General features: G+C 71.6%; 19 protein-coding genes. 14 read left to right on the top strand and 5 right to left on the bottom strand.

Annotated features, from left to right (window positions below):
* The first annotated feature begins 111 nt into the window (after window positions 1-111).
* From ACIRQY_RS13655 to ACIRQY_RS13640, 4 genes are all read left to right on the top strand, one after another.
* The gene (locus ACIRQY_RS13655; protein WP_351783077.1) at window positions 112-672 is read left to right on the top strand and encodes a stress protein; all 561 of its coding nucleotides are present in this window, start codon (window positions 112-114) and stop codon (window positions 670-672) included.
* Between the two features lie 98 nt (window positions 673-770).
* Window positions 771-1,283, top strand: coding sequence for a stress protein (locus ACIRQY_RS13650; protein WP_403924914.1), 513 nt, complete (start codon window positions 771-773; stop codon window positions 1,281-1,283).
* Between the two features lie 256 nt (window positions 1,284-1,539).
* Window positions 1,540-1,905, top strand: coding sequence for a PH domain-containing protein (locus ACIRQY_RS13645; RefSeq protein ID WP_327163245.1), 366 nt, complete (start codon window positions 1,540-1,542; stop codon window positions 1,903-1,905).
* Window positions 1,906-2,032: 127 nt separating this feature from the next.
* Window positions 2,033-2,857: a BRO family protein gene (locus tag ACIRQY_RS13640; RefSeq protein WP_403924911.1), complete on the top strand. Its 825-nt coding sequence runs from the start codon at window positions 2,033-2,035 to the stop codon at window positions 2,855-2,857.
* Between the two features lie 28 nt (window positions 2,858-2,885).
* On the opposite strand, the gene ACIRQY_RS13635 is transcribed toward ACIRQY_RS13640, so the two are convergent.
* The 3 genes from ACIRQY_RS13635 to ACIRQY_RS13625 form a co-directional block, all read right to left on the bottom strand.
* Window positions 2,886-3,107 carry a hypothetical protein gene (locus tag ACIRQY_RS13635; protein WP_403924908.1) on the bottom strand — a complete coding sequence of 74 codons (222 nt, stop codon included), beginning with the start codon at window positions 3,105-3,107 and terminating at the stop codon, window positions 2,886-2,888.
* Window positions 3,108-3,197: 90 nt separating this feature from the next.
* On the bottom strand, window positions 3,198-3,968 hold the full coding sequence (locus ACIRQY_RS13630) for a transposase (RefSeq protein WP_403924905.1): 771 nt from the start codon (window positions 3,966-3,968) through the stop codon (window positions 3,198-3,200).
* A 40-nt stretch (window positions 3,969-4,008) separates the two neighbouring features.
* Window positions 4,009-4,158 carry a hypothetical protein gene (locus tag ACIRQY_RS13625; RefSeq protein WP_403924902.1) on the bottom strand — a complete coding sequence of 50 codons (150 nt, stop codon included), beginning with the start codon at window positions 4,156-4,158 and terminating at the stop codon, window positions 4,009-4,011.
* 27 nt (window positions 4,159-4,185) lie between these two features.
* Between ACIRQY_RS13625 and ACIRQY_RS13620 the strand changes: the two genes are divergently transcribed.
* From ACIRQY_RS13620 to ACIRQY_RS13580, 9 genes are all read left to right on the top strand, one after another.
* Window positions 4,186-5,058 (top strand): DUF2797 domain-containing protein, encoded by an 873-nt coding sequence (locus tag ACIRQY_RS13620; RefSeq protein WP_403924899.1) that lies wholly within the window; start codon window positions 4,186-4,188, stop codon window positions 5,056-5,058.
* 233 nt (window positions 5,059-5,291) lie between these two features.
* The gene (locus tag ACIRQY_RS13615) at window positions 5,292-5,633 is read left to right on the top strand and encodes an antibiotic biosynthesis monooxygenase family protein (RefSeq protein WP_403924897.1); all 342 of its coding nucleotides are present in this window, start codon (window positions 5,292-5,294) and stop codon (window positions 5,631-5,633) included.
* A 190-nt stretch (window positions 5,634-5,823) separates the two neighbouring features.
* Window positions 5,824-6,702: an amidohydrolase family protein gene (locus ACIRQY_RS13610; protein WP_351789916.1), complete on the top strand. Its 879-nt coding sequence runs from the start codon at window positions 5,824-5,826 to the stop codon at window positions 6,700-6,702.
* Between the two features lie 164 nt (window positions 6,703-6,866).
* Window positions 6,867-7,622, top strand: coding sequence for a response regulator transcription factor (locus tag ACIRQY_RS13605; RefSeq protein WP_351789666.1), 756 nt, complete (start codon window positions 6,867-6,869; stop codon window positions 7,620-7,622).
* 6 nt (window positions 7,623-7,628) lie between these two features.
* Complete coding sequence (locus ACIRQY_RS13600) at window positions 7,629-9,158, top strand: sensor histidine kinase (protein ID WP_403924894.1); 1,530 nt, start codon at window positions 7,629-7,631, stop codon at window positions 9,156-9,158.
* A gap of 25 nt (window positions 9,159-9,183) precedes the next feature.
* Window positions 9,184-10,455: a glycosyltransferase gene (locus ACIRQY_RS13595; protein WP_403924891.1), complete on the top strand. Its 1,272-nt coding sequence runs from the start codon at window positions 9,184-9,186 to the stop codon at window positions 10,453-10,455.
* Window positions 10,452-12,719 (top strand): ArnT family glycosyltransferase, encoded by a 2,268-nt coding sequence (locus tag ACIRQY_RS13590; protein WP_403924888.1) that lies wholly within the window; start codon window positions 10,452-10,454, stop codon window positions 12,717-12,719. Before ACIRQY_RS13595 ends, ACIRQY_RS13590 begins: the two co-directional genes overlap by 4 nt.
* A 77-nt stretch (window positions 12,720-12,796) precedes the next feature.
* Window positions 12,797-14,323: an MFS transporter gene (locus ACIRQY_RS13585; protein ID WP_351789677.1), complete on the top strand. Its 1,527-nt coding sequence runs from the start codon at window positions 12,797-12,799 to the stop codon at window positions 14,321-14,323.
* A gap of 35 nt (window positions 14,324-14,358) precedes the next feature.
* Window positions 14,359-15,144, top strand: a complete 786-nt coding sequence (locus ACIRQY_RS13580) for a TetR/AcrR family transcriptional regulator (RefSeq protein ID WP_403924884.1) — start codon at window positions 14,359-14,361, stop codon at window positions 15,142-15,144.
* A 231-nt stretch (window positions 15,145-15,375) separates the two neighbouring features.
* Here the strand turns inward: ACIRQY_RS13580 and ACIRQY_RS13575 are convergent, their stop codons facing one another.
* Complete coding sequence (locus ACIRQY_RS13575) at window positions 15,376-16,974, bottom strand: MDR family MFS transporter (RefSeq protein WP_403924881.1); 1,599 nt, start codon at window positions 16,972-16,974, stop codon at window positions 15,376-15,378.
* Window positions 16,975-16,989: 15 nt separating this feature from the next.
* Window positions 16,990-17,433: a MarR family winged helix-turn-helix transcriptional regulator gene (locus ACIRQY_RS13570; RefSeq protein WP_351789685.1), complete on the bottom strand. Its 444-nt coding sequence runs from the start codon at window positions 17,431-17,433 to the stop codon at window positions 16,990-16,992.
* Between the two features lie 223 nt (window positions 17,434-17,656).
* Between ACIRQY_RS13570 and ACIRQY_RS13565 the strand changes: the two genes are divergently transcribed.
* Window positions 17,657-17,893 (top strand): hypothetical protein, encoded by a 237-nt coding sequence (locus ACIRQY_RS13565; RefSeq protein ID WP_351789688.1) that lies wholly within the window; start codon window positions 17,657-17,659, stop codon window positions 17,891-17,893.
* Window positions 17,894-18,028: the final 135 nt, after the last annotated feature.

The raw sequence follows: 18,028 nt of genomic DNA, 5'->3' as shown, positions 1-18,028 counted from the left end.
TTCCTTCCGGCGAATCCCGTCCGTCCGAAATTCGTCCGGGATCTGTCCGAAGTTCGTCCGAAATTCGTTCGAATCCACTTCATGAGAACACCGAGAGAAAGAGAATCCGAGATGAAGAACCGTAAGCGCGCCGCCCTCACCGTCATCAGCGCCGTCGTCGCCGCCGGTGTCCTGCTGCCCTCGACCGCCTCGTACGCCGCCTCCGTGTCCGCCGCCCCGGCCCCGGCCTCGTACGCCGCTCCCGGTCCGGTCGTGAACACGGCGGCGCTCAAGGGCCAGCTCGCCCCGCCGAAGACGCAGGGCTTCGCGGTCGCCGTCGAGGTCATCGTCGCGGTCATCGGTCTCGCGGAGAAGGTCTACAACATCACCGTGGCGTCCCTGGAGAAGAAGCAGAACCGCGAGGGCTACGTGAAGTCCCTCATGGAGGGTGCCTTCTACGACGCCGGCCAGCGCTACAACGTCATGGTCATCAACAACGCCAACTCGATCTCGACGAACCTCCACGGCGTGCAGTTCGACGCCCGGATCAAGAGCGACTACGGCACCTACCGGGTCATCGTCTTCGAGTCCGGCACCTTCACCAACCACGGCGACGGCGGCTGGATCAACTGGGCCTTCAGGGGCTGGTTCGACCGCAACGGCGGCAACGTGACCTTCCACCGGTCCTGGTGACGCCGCACCACCCCGAGCCTTCCCCCCTCCCCTCCCCGTTTCTCTTCCGCACCCCACCCTTCCCTTTCACTCGAACAGGAGTTCGCATCATGCGCCGTATGACCTCTCTCGCCGGTGTCACCCTCGCCTCCCTCGCCATGACCGCCGTCGCCGCGCTCCCGGCCCAGGCCGCCGACAAGGGGCCCGAGAAGGCCCGCACCTCGACCTCCGCCCCCGCCGCGGCGCAGGCCGCCCAGCCCGGCGAGGTGAACGCCCTCGGTATCGCCCCGATCGTCACGATGCACGGCGACGCCCCGTACAAGGCGGCCGTCGAGAGCGCGATCAAGAGCATCAACACCGACGACCGCGGCACTTTCGTCCAGCAGGCGGTCGACAAGGTCTTCGACGCGGCGGGCGGGCAGTACAACGTGATGGTCTTCAACCTGAGCCAGGGGTACGAGGACAGCCTCGGCAGCGTCAAGCTCTACGCCAACGTCAAGTTCGGCAGCGTCTACTACGGCGTCTGGATCTTCGGTGCGGGCGGCACCTTCAAGAACACCGGTGACGGCGGCTGGATCAACTGGGGCTTCAAGGGCTGGTTCAACCGCAACGGCGGCACCGTGACCTTCTGATCCGACCCGATCCGAAGCGACGATCAGATCGGATCAGAGCTGACTCGATCTGGCTCGTACTGACCTGATCCGACCCGCAAGCGCACGCCAGGGCACGTCCCGGGACCCCGTCCTCCACCAGGAGGCCGGGGTCGCTCGGCATTCCGGGGCATCCGTGGGCGGGCCGTCGTGCCGACACGCGGTGTGGCCGATCTCTTGCCCTCATACCGGTTCGGATCGGATGATCGTTCTTTCTCATCCATATGGGGGTAGGGGCATGGCACTCTTCGGGAACGCGCACGCGATCGATCCGGCGCAGGCGCAGCAGGACTACGCGCGGCTGCTCGGGCCGGGGGAGCAGGTGCACGCCGCGTACCTGCTGATCCGCGACACCATCTTCTTCACCGACCGGCGGCTCGTGCTGGTCGACAAGCAGGGCATCACCGGCAAGAAGGTCGAATACCACTCGATCCCGTACCGGAGCATCACGCACTTCGCGGTCGAGACCGCCGGTACCTTCGACCTGGACGCCGAGCTGAAGATCTGGATCTCGGGCAGCCAGCTGCCCGTGCAGAAGACCTTCACCAAGGGCGTCGACATCTACGAGGTGCAGGCGATCCTCACGCAGTTCGTCGCCAAGTAAGGCGCCTCGGCGGTGGGGAGGTCTCCTGGGAATCCTCGGGAGGCCTCCCCTTTTGGGTGAACCTGTCTGATTTGCATGTCAGTTGAATATGCCCTCGGCCTACCTTGCGTGGCGGAGGTGATGAGCGATGGACGCGATCGACATCGACGACTTGGCGCACGTCGCCACCGGCGGGCCCCTGCGGCGGCTGACCGCGCCCGGCGGCGGCCATTGGTTCCCGGTGGTGGACGTGGCGAAGAGGCTCGGCTACGGGGGGAGCCGGGAGGTGCTGCGGACCGTGGCGCTTCCTCCGGAGTGCCTGGCGTCGGCGCGGGAGCTCACCGACGGCGTGGACCATCTCGGCCGGACGGGGATCAGGGCGTCGACGCGGATGGTGAACCTCCGGGGACTCGTGCAGCTCGTCGGGGCGTGCCGGAAGCCTCAGGCGGCGGCGTTCCGGGCGTGGACGGCGGAGGTGGTGGCCTCGGTGCAGCGGACCGGCGGTTACGGACTCCAGCCCTCGCCCGTGTACGCCGGGTTCGTCCTGCCGCGGGAACTGCTCGACGTCCTCGTCCGGCTGGAGGGCCGCTTCGACGAGCGGGCCGCCGCCCATGTCGAGCACGCCGAGTACGCGGAGCTGCTGCGCGAGACGCGGCGCAGCCTCTCAAGGGTCGCCGACTCCCTTGGGCGGCTTGCCGTGCCCCGCCAGCGCACCGGCGCCGTCGTCATGCTCGACCCCCAGGAGCTCGTGGAGTCCTGGGCGATCACCGGGGACGTGCGGACGGTCGCCAGCTGCCTGGCGCCCGCGCTCGTCCGGGGCGGGGTCCGCTACCGGCCGCAGGACGTCACGAGCCGCACCGGGCTCTCCTGCGAGCGCGTACGGGACTGTGTACGGCTCCTGATCGAGCGGGGCTGCATGAGGGAGGTGGGCGAACCGGACCCGGACGGGGCCCGGATCTACGTCCTGCCCTGAACGGTCGGTCCGGCGTCCGGCCCCGGCTCTACGTCCCGCCGCCGCCGCGTGGCGCCACCGCCACCACCTGGTATCCGTCCGCGTAGACGATCCGGCCCGGGTCCGCCGACTCCAGACGTACGCAGGGCACCCCGTGGTCCCGCAGGATGCGCAGGTACGGGGCGACCCGGGCCAGGGCCTCGGTCGCCGTCGGGAGGAACCAGGCGGCGGCACCCGGGTTCACCCCCGGGTCGTAGACCGCCGGGTCCACCGTCGACGGGTTCGGGACGTGCGTGTCGTACTAAAGGCTGTTGCAGAAGGTTCGGCTTGGGTAGGCCGAGGCGGTGTCTGATCTGCTGTTTCACTGTGTCATGGCGAGGTTGTGCATGGCGGCGACGGCCTGGACGGCATGGTGAAGTCCGTCGCCTCGCTGCCGGCAGTCGCGCAGGATCTTCCAGTTCTTCATCCGGGCGAAGGTGTGCTCGACACGGGCTCGCACCCTTCGGTGCCCGGCGTTGTCCTCCTCCTGCCCGCGCAGGAGGGGACGGCCGGCTCTCTTGCGGTGCGGGACGATCAGACCGGTGCCGAGGTAGGCGCCGTCCGCGATGACCGTCGTGCCCGCCGCCAGGGCGGGCAGGTCCGACTCCCGCCAGACGTGCGCGTCGGCCTTGTTGCCCGGCGCCGGCCTGGCCGCCGCGATGACCAGGCGGGTGTCCGCGTCGATGATGACCTGCACGTTCGCGGAGTACCGGTAGTTGCGGGACGAGGCGCCGGCCTTACGGTCGCGGACCGGAATGAGAGTGCCGTCCACGATCCACAGCCGTTCGGTGTCCGCCGGCGGCCGCGGAGCCCGCTCGAGCGCCAGCAGCGGACGGAGCCGCCGGACGACCCTGCACACCGTCGCCGGCGAGACACCGAACAGCGGCCCGAGCTGCCGCATCGTGAGGTTCGTGCGGTAGTACACGGCCACCAGCAGCACCCGGTCCGCCAGCGGAAGACACCACGGCCGACCGCCACCCGGTCCGTTCCCGCCCCGCTCCTTGACCACTCTCACCAGCTTCGCGAACCGGTCGATCCGCAAACCCGTGAATGTCTCCACCCACACCGGCTCAGCCCGCAGCACCCCACCCATACAGGGAAAATGCCCAGAACTGAGCCTTCTGCAACACCCTTTAGTCGTTCGAGGCCCGCCAGACCGCGTACTCGTCGGCGGAGAGCAGGCCCTCGCGGGCCAGCGCGTTGGCCAGGCCGAAGACGCCGGGCCGGTGGCCCCGCGGGCTCCTCGTCGGGGACTGGAAGCGGATGTGCCGGAGACTGGGCATCCGGGGAGCTTAGGAGGAGCGGGCGTCGTGGAGTGGTGGTGCCGGGGGATCGGCTGGGCCGGGGGGACCCCCGGCCTCCGGTGGCGGGGCGGGCGGGTCAGCCCCCTCGTCCAGGGGCGTCGGCTGGCCTTCCGGGCCGTGGGGGTACGGCGCTGTCCGGGCGCCCGGGAGAACCCGTGTCCCCTGGGGGCGGCCGTGGCAGGACGGTCCACCGGCGGCCGGTGCCCCGAGTGCGCCCGGCTCGACCGGGCCCGTTCCGTCGCCGCCGACACCTTCCTGGACGATCCGCGGCCGTACCGCGTGTACCTGGCCTGGTTCGGGCCCGGCATGACCAAGGTGGGGATCACCGCCGAGGCGCGGGGCGCGACCCGGCTCCTCGAACAGGGCGCCGTCACGTTCGGCTGGCTGGGGCGGGGGCCGCTGATGGCCGCACGGCGCACCGAGGAGGTGCTGCGGCAGGCCCTGGGCGTGCCCGACCGGGTCGCGTACGAGCGGAAGCGGGCGGTCAGACACGCGTTGCCGCCCGCTCCCGAGCGTGTGGCGGAGGTCCTGGAGCTGTACCGGCGGGCGCGGGAGGTCGGCGGCTGGTCGGAGACCCTGGAGCCCCTGGAGTGCGCGCCGCACGACCACGCGGGGGCCTTCGGGCTCGACGGTCTGCCGCCGCTCGCGGGCACGGTCACCGAGCTGGCCGACGGAGGTGTCGTCACCGGACGGCTGCTGGCCGCCGCCGGGCCCGATCTGCATCTGCTCGTTCCCGACGGCCGCTGTCTCGCCCTGGACACACGGCTGATGGGCGGGTGGGCGCTCCGGAGCGCCGGGGACGACGAGGGCCTCTCGGTTCCGGTATCGCCGGTCGCGGTCCCGGCCACCGACCCGGGTGCCCAGGGAGAGCTGTTCTGACGGTCCCGCCGGACCACCAGGCCCGCCGGACCACCAGTCCTGCTGCGAACCACCAGCCCCGTCGGACCACCAGCCCCGTCAGACCAACAGGCCCCGGGACCGTGCTTCTCGGACGCCTGGCGGTCCGACGGCCCGGCGGCCGGCTCCACCGCCGCGTCCTCCTTCGTAAAGTCTTGGATCCCTTTCCCGGGGCGGCGTGGACATCCGCGTCCCGGCCCGGCGAGGGTGATCACATGACTCCCCAGCTGGTGGCGGGCCTCGAACCGCCCTACTACACCGCCGTGTTCACTTCCGTCCGGCCCGACGCCCCCGAGGGGTACGCCGAGACCGCCTCCCGGCTCAAGGAGGTCGTCAGCGCGGTCCCCGGCTTCCTCGGCTACGAGTCCGCCCGTACGCCCGGGGGCATCGGCATCGGCATCACCGTCGCCTACTTCCGCGATCTGGAGTCGCTGGACGCCTGGCGCCTCGACGCCGAGCACAGGGCCGCCAAGGAACACGGGCGGGAGCACTGGTACGCGAGCTACAGCGTCCACATCGGCAGGGTCGAGCGGAGCTACGGCTTTGAGCGCGAGTAGCGGCACCGCCGGGGGCGACGACCCCCGGACCTCCGACAGCTCCGGGCCCCCCACCCCTGCCCCCACCCCTGCCCCGGGCACGGGCACGGACCACACCCTCACTCCGGACCCGCACCACCATCTCGCCCCGGCCCCGGGCCCGGTCCGGGACCGTAACCCCGTCCCCCCACCGGGACCCGCTCTCACCGACATCCCCGCCCTCGTCGAGCGGCTCGGGATTCCTGGGCTCGTCGATGTGCACACGCACTTCATGCCGCAGAACGTCCTCGACAAGGTCTGGGCCTACTTCGACGGCGTCGGCCCGCTCACCGGTATCGAGTGGCCCATCACCTACCGCGAGGAGGAGGACCGCAGGCTCGCGCTCCTGCGCGGCTTCGGCACGGTCGCCTTCACCGCGATGCTCTACCCGCACAAGCCCGGCATGGCGGAGTGGCTGAACGCCTGGGGCGCGGACTTCGCCGCCCGCACTCCCGACTGTCTGCACACCGCGACCTTCTTCCCCGAGCCGGGTGTCCACCGTTACGTGCGCCGGGCGCTCGACGCCGGGGCCCGGGTCTTCAAGGCGCACCTCCAGGTCGGCGGCTTCGACCCGACGGACAGCCGGCTGGACGCCGTCTGGGGAACCCTCGCCGACAACGGCACCCCGACCGTCGTCCACTGCGGCTCCGGTCCCGCTCCGGGCCCGTTCACCGGTCCCGGTCCCATGGCGCGGCTGCTCGCCCGGCACCCCCGGCTGCGGGTGATCGTCGCCCACATGGGGATGCCGGAGTACGGGGACTTCCTCGATCTCGCGCAGCGGTACGAGGGCGTGTTCCTGGACACCACCATGGCCTTCACCGACTTCAGCGAGCGGCTCGCGCCCTTCCCCGAGGGGGAGCTGAAGCGGCTCGTGCACTTCGGCGACCGCATCCTGCTTGGCTCCGACTTCCCGAACATCCCGTATCCGTACGCGCATCAGATCCGGGCCCTGGAACGTCTCGGGTTCGGCGACGACTGGCTCCGGGGCGTCCTGTACGAGAACGGGGCCGCGCTGTTCGAGCTCACGCCAGGGGCCCACCGCTCTCCCTGACGTCGAGGGCCCGCCGTCGCAGGGGCCGCGGGTCCGCCGTTTCACGTGAAACAAGCACGTGAAACAAGGCGCCCGTCGTTTCACGTGAAACCTCAGGGGTGTTTCTCAGGCAATTCACAGGAAAGGGCAAGGGGCCTCTCAGCGGCGGCCGAGAGCGTGGGCCCATGACCGTCACCACATCCCGCACGAGCACCCGAAGCGGCACCCGTGCCGATCTGCTCCGCGCCGACGGAACCGCCGTCCGTGTGCTCGTCGTCGACGACGAGGCGTCACTGGCCGAACTGCTCTCGATGGCCCTGCGGTACGAGGGCTGGCAGGTGCGCAGCGCCGGGGACGGTACCGCCGCCCTGCGCACCGCGCGTGAGTTCCGGCCGGATGCCGTGATCCTCGACGTCATGCTGCCCGATGTCGACGGGCTGAGCCTGCTCGGGCGCATCCGGCGGGAGCTGCCCGATGTGCCGGTGCTGTTCCTGACCGCGAAGGACGCCGTGGAGGACCGGATCGCCGGGCTCACGGCGGGCGGCGACGACTATGTCACCAAGCCCTTCAGCCTGGAGGAGGTCGTGGCCCGGCTGCGGGGACTCGTCCGCAGGTCGGGGGCGGTGCTCGCGCGCAGCGAGTCGGTGCTCGTCGTCGGGGACCTCACGCTGGACGAGGACAGTCACGAGGTCACCCGGGGTGGGGTCTCCATCCATCTCACCGCGACCGAGTTCGAGTTGCTGCGCTACCTCATGCGCAATCCGCGCCGGGTCCTGAGCAAGGCGCAGATCCTCGACCGCGTCTGGTCGTACGACTTCGGTGGCCAGGCCAATGTCGTCGAGCTGTACATCTCCTATCTGCGGCGGAAGATCGACGCGGGCCGGACGCCGATGATCCACACCCGGCGCGGGGCCGGATATCTCATCAAGCCGGGCGAGTAGTCAGCGGTGTCCGCCAGGGCGGGGCGGCGGCCGTGGTCGCTGCGGACCCGGCTGGTCGTCGCCGCCGTCGCCCTGATCGCGGTCGTCGCGGCCGTGATCGGCACGGTCACGGCGATCGCGTTCCGCTCGTACCTCTACGCCCAGGCCGACGAGCAGATCGACGGTCTGGCCCAGCGGGCCGCGGGACCGCCGATGGTCATGCCGACGCCCGGCCCCGCCCCTGAGCGGGAGCCGCTCGCCTTCCTCGGCGGGCCGGGTGTCCCGATCGGGAGCCTCGGCGCCGTGCTGAGCGACGACGGCGTCTCCTCCGCCGGGTATTCGACGGAGGTCGCGGGGAGCGGCGGGACGGAGGGCCCGCGCTTCCCGATCAAGGGGCTCGACGGGGCCCAGCGGGCCGCGCTCGACGCCGTCCCGCGCGACGGCGAGCCGCACACCGTGGAGCTGCCCGGCGGGCTCGGCTCGTACCGGGTCGTCTTCGCGGAGGGCGGCCGTGGTGCCTTCCTCGCCGGTATTCCGCTCGCCGGGGTCGAGGACGCCCTCTCCACCCTGGTCGTCGTCGAGTTGAGCGTCACCGGCGCGGGCCTCGTCGCGGCCTCGCTCGCCGGGAGCGTGCTCGTCGGGGTCGCCCTGCGCCCGCTGCGGCGGGTCGCCGTCACCGCCCGTCAGGTCGCCCGGCTGCCGCTGCACAGCGGTGAGGTGGCGCTGCACCAGCGCGTCCCGGAGGCGGAGGCCGATCCGAGGACCGAGGTCGGTCAGGTCGGCGCGGCACTCAACCGGATGCTGGACCACGTCCACTCGGCGCTCGACGCCCGTCAGCAGAGCGAGACCCGGGTGCGGCAGTTCGTCGCGGACGCCAGCCATGAACTGCGGACCCCGCTCGCCTCGATCCGTGGGTACGCGGAGCTGACCCGGCGTGGCCGGGAGGAGTGCGGGCCCGACACCCGGCACGCGCTCGGCCGGATCGAGTCGGAGGCGACCCGGATGACGGGTCTGGTGGAGGATCTGCTGCTGCTGGCCCGGCTGGACGCCGGACGCCCCCTCTCGTACGGGCCGACCGACCTCGTGCCGCTGGTCGTGGACGCGGTGAGCGACGCCCGCGCCGCCGGTCCCGAGCACCACTGGATCCTCGAACTGCCCGAGGACGGCGGGCCTTCCGTCCCCGCCGACGGAGCCCGGCTCCACCAGGTCCTCGTCAACCTGCTCGCCAACGCCCGTACCCACACTCCGGCCGGGACCCGGGTCACCGCACGGGTCCGTCCCGGGACCGACACCGTCGCCGTCCAGATCGAGGACGACGGCCCCGGCATCCCGCCCGCCCTGCTGCCCACCGTCTTCGAGCGGTTCGCGCGCGGCGACGCCTCCCGCTCCCGCACCGCCGGGTCCACCGGGCTAGGGCTCGCCATCGTCCGCGCGGTGGTCGTCGCGCACGACGGGGAGGTGAGCGTCGAGAGCGCCCCGGGCCGGACCGTGTTCACCGTTCTGCTCCCGGGCGCCACCCGCTCACAGGCGGGCCACAGGCTGATCACACAGCCGTGACAGCGGGCCCCGCGAGGGTCCCCGTATGCGTACCCCAACGATCGCGGGGCCCCTGTCCGGCACGCTTCCCGCCCGGGAGCACCTGCCGGTGCATCCGGCCGGACGGCCCGTCCTGGACGTGGTGATCCCCGTCTACAACGAGGAGAAGGACCTGGAGCCCTGTGTCCGGGGGCTCCACGAACACCTCTCCCGGACCTTCCCGTACGGCTTCCGCATCACGGTCGCCGACAACGCCTCCACCGACTCCACCCCGGTCCTCGCCGCCGCCCTCGCCGCCGAAGTGCCCGAGGTGCGCTCCGTACGCCTCGAGCGGAAGGGGCGCGGGCGGGCGCTGCGTACGGTGTGGTCGGACTCCGACGCACCGGTCCTGGCGTACATGGACGTCGATCTGTCCACCGATCTCAACGCTCTGCTGCCGCTGGTCGCGCCGCTCATCTCCGGCCACTCCGACCTGGCCATCGGCTCCCGGCTGGCCCGTTCCTCGCGGGTGGTGCGCGGGCCGAAGCGGGAGCTGATCTCGCGCGCCTACAACCTGATCCTGCGCGGTTCGCTGGCCGCCCGGTTCTCTGACGCGCAGTGCGGGTTCAAGGCGATACGGCGGGACGTCGCCGAACGGCTGCTGCCGATGGTCGAGGACACCGGCTGGTTCTTCGACACCGAGCTGCTCGTCCTCGCCGAGCGGGCCGGGCTGCGCATCCACGAGGTGCCGGTCGACTGGGTCGACGACCCCGAGTCGACCGTGCGCATCGTGCGGACGGCCACCGACGACCTGAAGGGCGTGTGGCGGGTGGGGCGGGCCCTCGCCACGGGTTCGCTGCCGCTCGACCGGCTCGCCCGGCCCTTCGGGGACGACCCCCGGGACCGTGAGCTGAACGGTGTGCCCGGCGGTCTCGCCCGGCAGCTGGTGGGCTTCTGCGTGGTCGGGGCGCTGTCCACGCTCTGCTATCTGGCCCTGTACTCGGCATTCCGGCTGGGGCTCGGCCCGCAGCTCGCCAACGCCGCCGCCCTCCTCGTCTCCGCCGTCGCCAACACGGCGGCCAACCGGCGGCTCACCTTCGGGGTGCGGGGCCGGGACCGGGCGGTCCGCCACCAGGCGCAGGGCCTCGTGGTCTTCGCCATCGGCCTCGCCCTGACCAGTGGATCGCTGGCCGCCCTCGACACGGCGACCGGTGATCCCGGGCACTCGACCGAACTCGCCGTGCTGGTCGTCGCCAATCTCGCGGCGACGGTGCTGCGCTTCCTCCTCTTCCGGCTCTGGGTCTTCCCCGAGCGGTCCACCGCAAGGAACGGCCGATGACGACGACACCCCTCCCGGCTCCGGGCGCCGGCATCCCACCCGTGATCCCGCCGTCCGCCGGGGCTCCCGCCCCCGGACGGGCCGCCCGGCTCTGGCGGGGCCGGGCCGAGGACGCGCCCTGGGCCCGGCCCGCCCTCCTCGGGCTGCTCGCCGTGACCACGGTCCTGTACCTGTGGAACCTGAGCGCCTCCGGTTACGCCAACTCCTTCTACTCGGCGGCGGTCCAGGCGGGCGGCGCGAGCTGGAAGGCCTTCTTCTTCGGCTCGCTCGACGCGGCCAACGCGATCACCGTCGACAAGCCGCCGGCCGCGCTCTGGCCGATGGCCCTCTCGGTCCGCCTCTTCGGGCTGGGGTCCTGGCAGATCCTGGTGCCCGAGGTCCTCATGGGCGTCGCCACCGTGGGCGTGCTCCACGCGGCGGTTCGGCGCCGGTTCGGCGCGGCGGCGGGGCTTCTCGCGGGCACGGTCCTGGCGCTCACCCCGGTGGCCGCGCTGATGTTCCGCTTCAACAACCCGGACGCGCTGCTCGCCCTCCTGACCACGGTGGCGGTGTACGCGGTGCTGCGCGCCCTCGAAGAGGACCGGGGCGCGACGAAGTGGCTCGTGGCGGCGGGGGTCGCGCTGGGCTTCGCGTTCCTCGCGAAGACCCTCCAGGCCTTTCTGGTCCTGCCGCCGCTCGCCCTGGTCTATCTGGTGTGCGCGCCGGGCGGGTTCGGGCGCAGGCTGGGGCGGCTGGCGCTCGGCGGGCTCGCGCTGCTGGTGTCGGCGGGCTGGTGGGTGGCGCTCGTCGAGCGGTGGCCCGCGTCCTCCCGGCCGTACGTCGGAGGCTCGCAGAACAACAGCTTCCTGGAGCTGACCTTCGGCTACAACGGTCTCGGCCGCATCAACGGCGAGGAGACCGGCAGCGTCGGCGGCGGTCCGGGCGGCGCGGGCGGCGGCCGCTGGGGCGAGACCGGGATCGGCCGGATGTTCAATGACTCGGTCGGCGGCCAGATCTCCTGGCTCCTGCCCGCCGCGCTCATCCTGCTCGTCGCGGGGCTCGTCGTGACCCGGCGGGCGTCCCGGACGGACACGGCCCGGTCCGCGTTCCTGGTGTGGGGCGGCTGTCTGCTGGTCACGCTGGCCGTGTTCAGCTTCATGGCGGGCATCTTCCACGAGTACTACACGGTGGCCCTGGCCCCGTACCTCGCGGCGCTCGTCGGCATGGGCGCGGTGGTGCTCTGGGAGGAGCGCACCGGGCTGTTCGCCCCGGTGACCCTCGCGGTGACGGCGGGGGCGACCGCGTACTGGGGCTGGGTGCTCCTGGGCCGTACGCCGGAGTGGCTGCCGTGGCTGCGCTGGGCGGTGCTGACGGTGGGTCTGGTGGCGGCGCTCGGGCTGCTGCTCGCCGGACGCGTGGACCGGCGGATCGGCCTCGGCGCGGCGGGGCTCGGCCTCGCGGCGGGGCTCGCGGGGCCGTTCGCGTACACCCTGGCGACGGTGGACACCGGGCACCGGGGCTCGATCGTGACGGCGGGTCCTGCGGGGGCCGGGTTCGGCGGGATGCGGGGGCCGGGCGGCCGGGGCACGGCGATGCCGTACGGGTTCCCGGGGCTGCCGGGCCAGAGCCAGGGTGCGCAGGGGCAGGCGCCGGGCGGTGGCGGAGGGCCGCAGGGGATGCCGCCGGGCATGTCCCCGGGAATGCTTCCCGGGGCGCCCGGGGGCGAGGGCCCCGGCGGCGGCATGGGCGGTCTCCTCGACGGTGTGAGCGTCGGCGCGGAGGCGAAGTCCGCCCTGCTCGTGGACGCCGACTCCTACACCTGGGTCGCGGCCACGGTCGGTGCGCAGAACGCGGCCGGCTATCAGCTCGCCACCGAGAAACCGGTGATGGCGATCGGCGGCTTCAACGGCAGCGACCCGTCCCCGACGCTCGCCCGGTTCAAGGAGTACGTGGCCCAGGGAGAGATCCACTACTTCATCGGCGGTGGCGAGAGCGGCCCGGGCGGCCGAAGCGGAGAGACCGGCCAGGGCGGCCAGACCGGCCAGGGAGGGCAGAGCCGCCAGAGCAGCCAGAGCAGCCAGAGCAGTCGGGGAAGCCAGGCGGATCAGGGAGATCAGACAGATCAGGGTGGCCAAGTCGGCCAGAGCGACGGCGCACGGACCCGGGCCGGTGGCTTCGGCGGAGGTCCCGGCGGCAACGCGGAGATCTCCTCGTGGGTCGCGGAGAACTTCGAGAAGGTCACGGTCGGCGGTGCCACCTTCTACGACCTGACCCGGCCGAAGTAAATCCCTGTACGCCGTAAGAGAGACTCTTGTACGGTGTACGAGCCCTGGCCTCGTACACCGTACAAGGAGTCCTGCCCATGACGGCGACCACCGCCGCGACCTCACAGCCGCCCACCGGCGGTAGCCATCCGCAGCGCTGGCTGATCCTCGGCGTCATCTGCCTCGCCCAGCTCACCGTGCTGCTCGACAACACCGTGCTCAGCGTCGCCATCCCGTCGCTGACCTCGGAACTCCACGCGACCACCACCGACATCCAGTGGATGATCAACGCGTACTCGCTCGTCCAGTCGGGACTGCTGCTGACGGCGGGCAACGCGGCCGACCGCTACGGACGCAAGAAGCTGCTCGCGATCGGCCTCGCGCTCTTCGGCCTCGGCTCGCTCGCCGCCGGACTCGCCGACTCCACGGGCCAGCTGATCGCCGCCCGCGCGGGCATGGGCGTCGGCGGCGCGATCCTGATGACCACCACCCTCGCCGTGATCATGCAGATCTTCGACGACTCCGAGCGGGTCAAGGCCATCGCGCTCTGGTCGACGGTCTCCTCGCTCGGGTTCGCGGGCGGGCCGCTGATCGGCGGAGTCATCCTCAACCACTTCTGGTGGGGAATGATCTTCCTGATCAACATCCCGATCGCGGTGCTGGCCCTGGTCGCCGTCCTCAGGCTCGTACCGGAGTCGAAGAATCCGCAGGGCGAGCGGCCCGACGTGCCCGGCGCGCTGCTCTCCACCCTCGGCATGACCGGTGTCGTCTACGCGATCATCACCGGCCCCGAGCACGGCTGGACCTCCGTCGAGGTGCTGGTCCCCGCCGCCGTCGGGCTCGGCTCCCTCACCGCCTTCGCGCTGTGGGAGCTGCGCACCCCGTACCCCATGCTCGACATGCACTTCTTCCGGAACCAGAAGTTCATCGGTGCCATCGGCGGCTCGCTCCTGGTCGTCTTCGGCATGGGCGGCTCGCTCTTCCTGCTCACCCAGCACCTCCAGTTCGTGCTCGGCTACGAGCCCCTGGAGGCGGGTCTGCGGATGGCGCCGCTCGCGCTGACCATCGTCGGCCTCAACCTGACCGGCATCGGCCCGAGGATCGTCATGAAGCTGGGCACCCCGCCCACCGTCGTCCTCGGCATGACCCTGGTGGCCGGTGGCCTCGCCTCGATCGCCCTGCTCGGCGGCGGCACCGACGGCGGTTACGCCGGGATGCTGCTCGGTCTGGTCCTGATGGGCGGCGGCATCGCCGTCTCCTCCCCGGCCATGGCCAACGCGATCATGAGCTCGATCCCGCCGGAGAAGGCGGGCGTGGGCGCCGGGATCAACGGCACGCTGGCCGAGTTCGGCAACGGTCTCGGCGTCGCCGTCCTCGGCGCGGTCCTGAACGCCCGCTTCGCCGCCCTCGTCGCGGTCACCGCCGCCTCCCTCCCGGCCGCGCTGGCCGCCGCCGGGTCCGAGGCCGAGCGGCGGCAGATCTCCGACGCCTTCGCCTCCGGTCTCCAGACCAGCCAGCTGGTCGGCGCCGTCGCCGTTCTCGCGGGCGGTCTGGTCTCGGCGGCGCTGCTCCGGCGCGCGGAACGCAACGAGGCGGGGGCGGAGCGGTCGGCGGTCGCTGCATAGCATGGTGACCGAGCGCTGACAGACGGAGGAACGCGATGGTCAAGGCAGCGGACCGGGCCAGGAACCCGGCGCGTTCCAGCGTCTGGCTGGAGGAACGGGCACCCCGCGCGGGCGGGGGCCCGGCCGGGCTCGACCGCGACCGGATCGTCGGCGCGGCGGTCCGGATGCTCGACGAGGACGGCCTGGCGAAGCTGTCGATGCGCAGGCTCGCCGCCGAGCTGGGCGTCACCGCGATGTCGCTCTACTGGTACGTGGACACCAAGGACGACATCATCGAGTTCGCGGTCGACATGGTGTACGGGGAGATCGACCTGGCCGCGATCGACGCGGCCGGGGACTGGCGGGAACGCGTCCGGGCGCTCGCCCTGGACTACCGCCGGATGCTGGTCCGCCACCCGTGGATGTCGCCGCTCGCCGGCCAGTACCTGAACATCGGACCCGCCGCGATCGCCGTCGGCTCCAAGATCCATGGATCGATCCGGGACACCGGGCTCCCGATCGCCCGTCAGCCGAGCGCGACCTCGGCGGTCTTCCAGTTCGTCTACGGCTACGGGACCATCGAGTCCCAGTTCGAACGCCGGGCGGCGGAGGCGGGGATGTCCCAGGACGACTTCTACGGGCAGTCGGTCAGGGCCTTCCGTGACGACCCGGCGTTCGTCGAGGCGCTGGCGCCGATGGCGGACATCCTCGACGAGCGCGCCTCGCACGGGAGCGTCACCGCCATCTGGGACCGCGACTTCGACTACGCCCTGGAGGTGCTGATCGCGGGCATCGAGGTCATGGTCGAACGGGGCCGTACGGAGGCCTCCGTCGAGGAGTGACGGGCGGGGCCACACGGAAGGCCTCTACCGAGCGGTGACGGGCGGAGCCGTACGGGAGGACTCCGTACGGCCCGCGGAGCCGGGACCCTGAGAAGGCCCCGGAGAACCACGGAGCCGGGGACCCCATGAGAAGACTCCGGAGAACGTGACGGAGCGGCGGGCCGTCCCCTGCCCGCCGCTCCGTACCCGACCCGGCCGTGCCTCCGCTCGAAGCGCGGCCGGGAGCTTCTGTCAGGCCTCCTCGGCGGCCTTCACCGTGCTGTTGCTCTTCAGCGCGACTTCCTTGATGAACAGCGTCACCACGAAGGCCAGCAGCGCGAACGGCGCGGAGTAGAGGAAGACGTCCGCGACGCCGTGCCCGTACGCGCTCTCCATGACCGTGCGGATCGGGGGCGGCAACGCGTCCATGTCGGGGATGCCACCGCCGCCCTGGCCCATCGCACCGGCCGCCTTCGGACCCAGCTCGGCCAGGCCCTCCTTGACGTAGTCCGTGACCCGGTGGGCCATGACCGCGCCCAGCGCCGAGACACCGACCGCGCCGCCGAGGGAGCGGAAGAACGTGACGACGGAGGAGGCGACGCCGAGGTCGGCGGGGGCCACCTGGTTCTGGGTGCAGAGCACCAGGTTCTGCATCATCATGCCGATGCCCAGGCCGAGCACCGCCATGAAGAGCGCGATGTGCCAGTACGCCGTGTCGTAGCGGATCGTGCCGAGCAGGCCCAGACCGCCGGTCGCGAGGGCGCCGCCGGAGACCAGCCACGCCTTCCACCGGCCGGTCCTGGTGATGACCAGACCGGAGACCGTGGAGGAGACGAACAGGCCCGCGATCATCGGGATGGTCAGGACGCCGGACATCGTCGGCGACTCGTTCCGCGCCAGCTGGAAGTACTGGCTGAAGAAGACCGTGCCCGCGAACATCGCGACGCCCACGAAGAGCGAGGCCAGCGAGGCGAGGGTGATGGTGCGGTTGCGGAAGAGACGGAGCGGGATGATCGGCTCGCTCGCCCGGGACTCGACGAACACGAAGACCGCGCCGAGCGCGACCGCTCCGAGCACCATGACGGCCGTCTGCCAGGACATCCAGTCGTACTTGTCACCGGCGAAGGTGACCCAGACGAGGAGCAGCGACACGGCGGCGCTGATGAAGAACGCACCCGCCCAGTCGACCTTGACCTGACGCTTCACGACCGGCAGCTTCAGGGTCTTCTGCAGGACGAACAGGGCGATGAGCGCGAAGGGCACGCCGACGTAGAAGCACCAGCGCCAGCCGAGCCAGTCGGTGTCGGTGATCACGCCGCCGAGCAGCGGACCGCCGACGGTCGCCACGGCGAAGGTCGCGCCGAGGTAGCCGCTGTACCGGCCGCGTTCGCGCGGGGCGATCATCGCGGCCAGGATGATCTGGGAGAGGGCGGTCAGACCGCCGACGCCGATGCCCTGCACGACACGGCAGGCGATGAGCATCCCGGTGCTCTGCGAGAGACCCGCGACGACCGAGCCCGCGACGTAGATGAGCAGGGCTATCTGGACGAGCAGCTTCTTGGAGAAGAGATCCGAGAGCTTGCCCCAGAGCGGGGTGGTCGCGGTCATCGCCAGGAGGGCCGCGGTGACGACCCAGGTGTAGGCGGACTGGCCACCACCCAGATCGGTGATGATCTGCGGAAGGGCGTTGGAGACGATCGTCGAGGACAGGATGGCGACGAACATGCCGAGCAGCAGCCCGGACAGCGCCTCCATGATCTGCTTGTGCGTCATCGGGGCGCCGCCGGTGGCGGAGTCCCCTTCCTGGGCGCTCCCGCCGCGCACACCGGTGTCAGGTGTGGTGGTAGCCATCAACTTCCTTCGTTCTCAAGCGTGGTGGGCCCGGCAGTCTCCGAAGGCGTCGCGGAGGCGGGCGAGCAGGACGGTGAGCAGCTCGACGTCTTCGTCGGACCACTCCGCGAGGGTGCGGGCGAGCATGGCGGTCAGCCGTCGGTCGAGGGTGGCGAGCATTTCGTCGCCCGCGGGGGTCAGATGGAGGATGCGGGAGCGCTTGTCGGCGGGATCGGGCAGTCGCTCCACCCAGCCCCGGTCCACGGTGTGGGCCACGTGCCTGCTGCTGACCGACATGTCGACGGCCATCAGTTCGGACACCCGGCCGATCCGCATGTCGCCGTGGTGGTGCAGCAGGGCGAGGACGATCGCGGATCCGCCGGGACATTCGGCGGGCAGGGTCCGCGAGAGTCCGCGTTTCACGGCACCGATGGCGCTCACCTGGCGGGCGAGGTTCTCGTACAGATTGCCTCGGTCCATCGGCCACCCCATCGATGTTGTTGCTTAGGGCAACGATAGAGATTGATGGTTGCTTCAGGCAAACTAAATCGGTCAAACAGCGCTAAAGAATGGGCAAAGGCGGGGTCCGGGCGCCTCGCACACCCGTTGGGCCGGGCTGGGCCGTGTGCTCCTCGCCCCCGTCCGACCGGGGTGGGGGGACGGGGCTTGGGCCCGCCACCGGTCCTTCGCTAGGGTCCTGGCCATGGCACACAACCCCCAAGCACCGTACGGCCAGGGCCAGGGTCAGGGCCCCGAGGGCTCCTACGACTCCGCCGGCAGCACCCAGATGTTCCGCGCCTTCGTCGACGAGGGCACCCCGCAGCGACAGCAGCCGCAGGCGGCGGCCGCCGCGTCGAGCGGCCCGAAGGTCGGGCTGATCGTGGGCGTGGTCGCGGTGATCGTCGTCCTGGCGGCCGTCGCCTGGCTGGCCCTGAGCTGACCCGCCCGTCCCTCCCGAACCCCGAGGTGGGGCGGGGGCGCGCGGCGCGGCCCCGCCCCCCCATGACCGCCACACCCCCCCCCCGGCCCCCCAAAAAGGGGGCGCACCCCCCAAAAAGGGGGCCCCACGGGCCGC

Origin of the sequence: Streptomyces sp. NPDC101490, assembly GCF_044767145.1 — a bacterium.
GTDB lineage: Bacteria > Actinomycetota > Actinomycetes > Streptomycetales > Streptomycetaceae > Streptomyces.
Note: the sequence above shows the minus strand (reverse complement) of the source record. Positions and strands in the feature narration are given on the sequence as shown.

Excerpts from the sequence above, each read along its gene's own strand:
- ACIRQY_RS13655 (WP_351783077.1), top strand. The coding sequence starts at position 112 with ATGAAGAACCGTAAGCGCGCCGCCCTCACCGTCATCAGCGCCGTCGTC.
- ACIRQY_RS13650 (WP_403924914.1), top strand. The coding sequence starts at position 771 with ATGACCTCTCTCGCCGGTGTCACCCTCGCCTCCCTCGCCATGACCGCC.
- ACIRQY_RS13645 (WP_327163245.1), top strand. The coding sequence starts at position 1,540 with ATGGCACTCTTCGGGAACGCGCACGCGATCGATCCGGCGCAGGCGCAG.
- ACIRQY_RS13640 (WP_403924911.1), top strand. The coding sequence starts at position 2,033 with ATGGACGCGATCGACATCGACGACTTGGCGCACGTCGCCACCGGCGGG.
- ACIRQY_RS13630 (WP_403924905.1), bottom strand. The coding sequence starts at position 3,968 with ATGGGTGGGGTGCTGCGGGCTGAGCCGGTGTGGGTGGAGACATTCACG.
- ACIRQY_RS13625 (WP_403924902.1), bottom strand. The coding sequence starts at position 4,158 with ATGCCCAGTCTCCGGCACATCCGCTTCCAGTCCCCGACGAGGAGCCCG.
- ACIRQY_RS13615 (WP_403924897.1), top strand. The coding sequence starts at position 5,292 with ATGACTCCCCAGCTGGTGGCGGGCCTCGAACCGCCCTACTACACCGCC.
- ACIRQY_RS13605 (WP_351789666.1), top strand. The coding sequence starts at position 6,867 with ATGACCGTCACCACATCCCGCACGAGCACCCGAAGCGGCACCCGTGCC.
- ACIRQY_RS13595 (WP_403924891.1), top strand. The coding sequence starts at position 9,184 with ATGCGTACCCCAACGATCGCGGGGCCCCTGTCCGGCACGCTTCCCGCC.
- ACIRQY_RS13590 (WP_403924888.1), top strand. The coding sequence starts at position 10,452 with ATGACGACGACACCCCTCCCGGCTCCGGGCGCCGGCATCCCACCCGTG.
- ACIRQY_RS13585 (WP_351789677.1), top strand. The coding sequence starts at position 12,797 with ATGACGGCGACCACCGCCGCGACCTCACAGCCGCCCACCGGCGGTAGC.
- ACIRQY_RS13580 (WP_403924884.1), top strand. The coding sequence starts at position 14,359 with ATGGTCAAGGCAGCGGACCGGGCCAGGAACCCGGCGCGTTCCAGCGTC.
- ACIRQY_RS13575 (WP_403924881.1), bottom strand. The coding sequence starts at position 16,974 with ATGGCTACCACCACACCTGACACCGGTGTGCGCGGCGGGAGCGCCCAG.
- ACIRQY_RS13570 (WP_351789685.1), bottom strand. The coding sequence starts at position 17,433 with ATGGACCGAGGCAATCTGTACGAGAACCTCGCCCGCCAGGTGAGCGCC.
- ACIRQY_RS13565 (WP_351789688.1), top strand. The coding sequence starts at position 17,657 with ATGGCACACAACCCCCAAGCACCGTACGGCCAGGGCCAGGGTCAGGGC.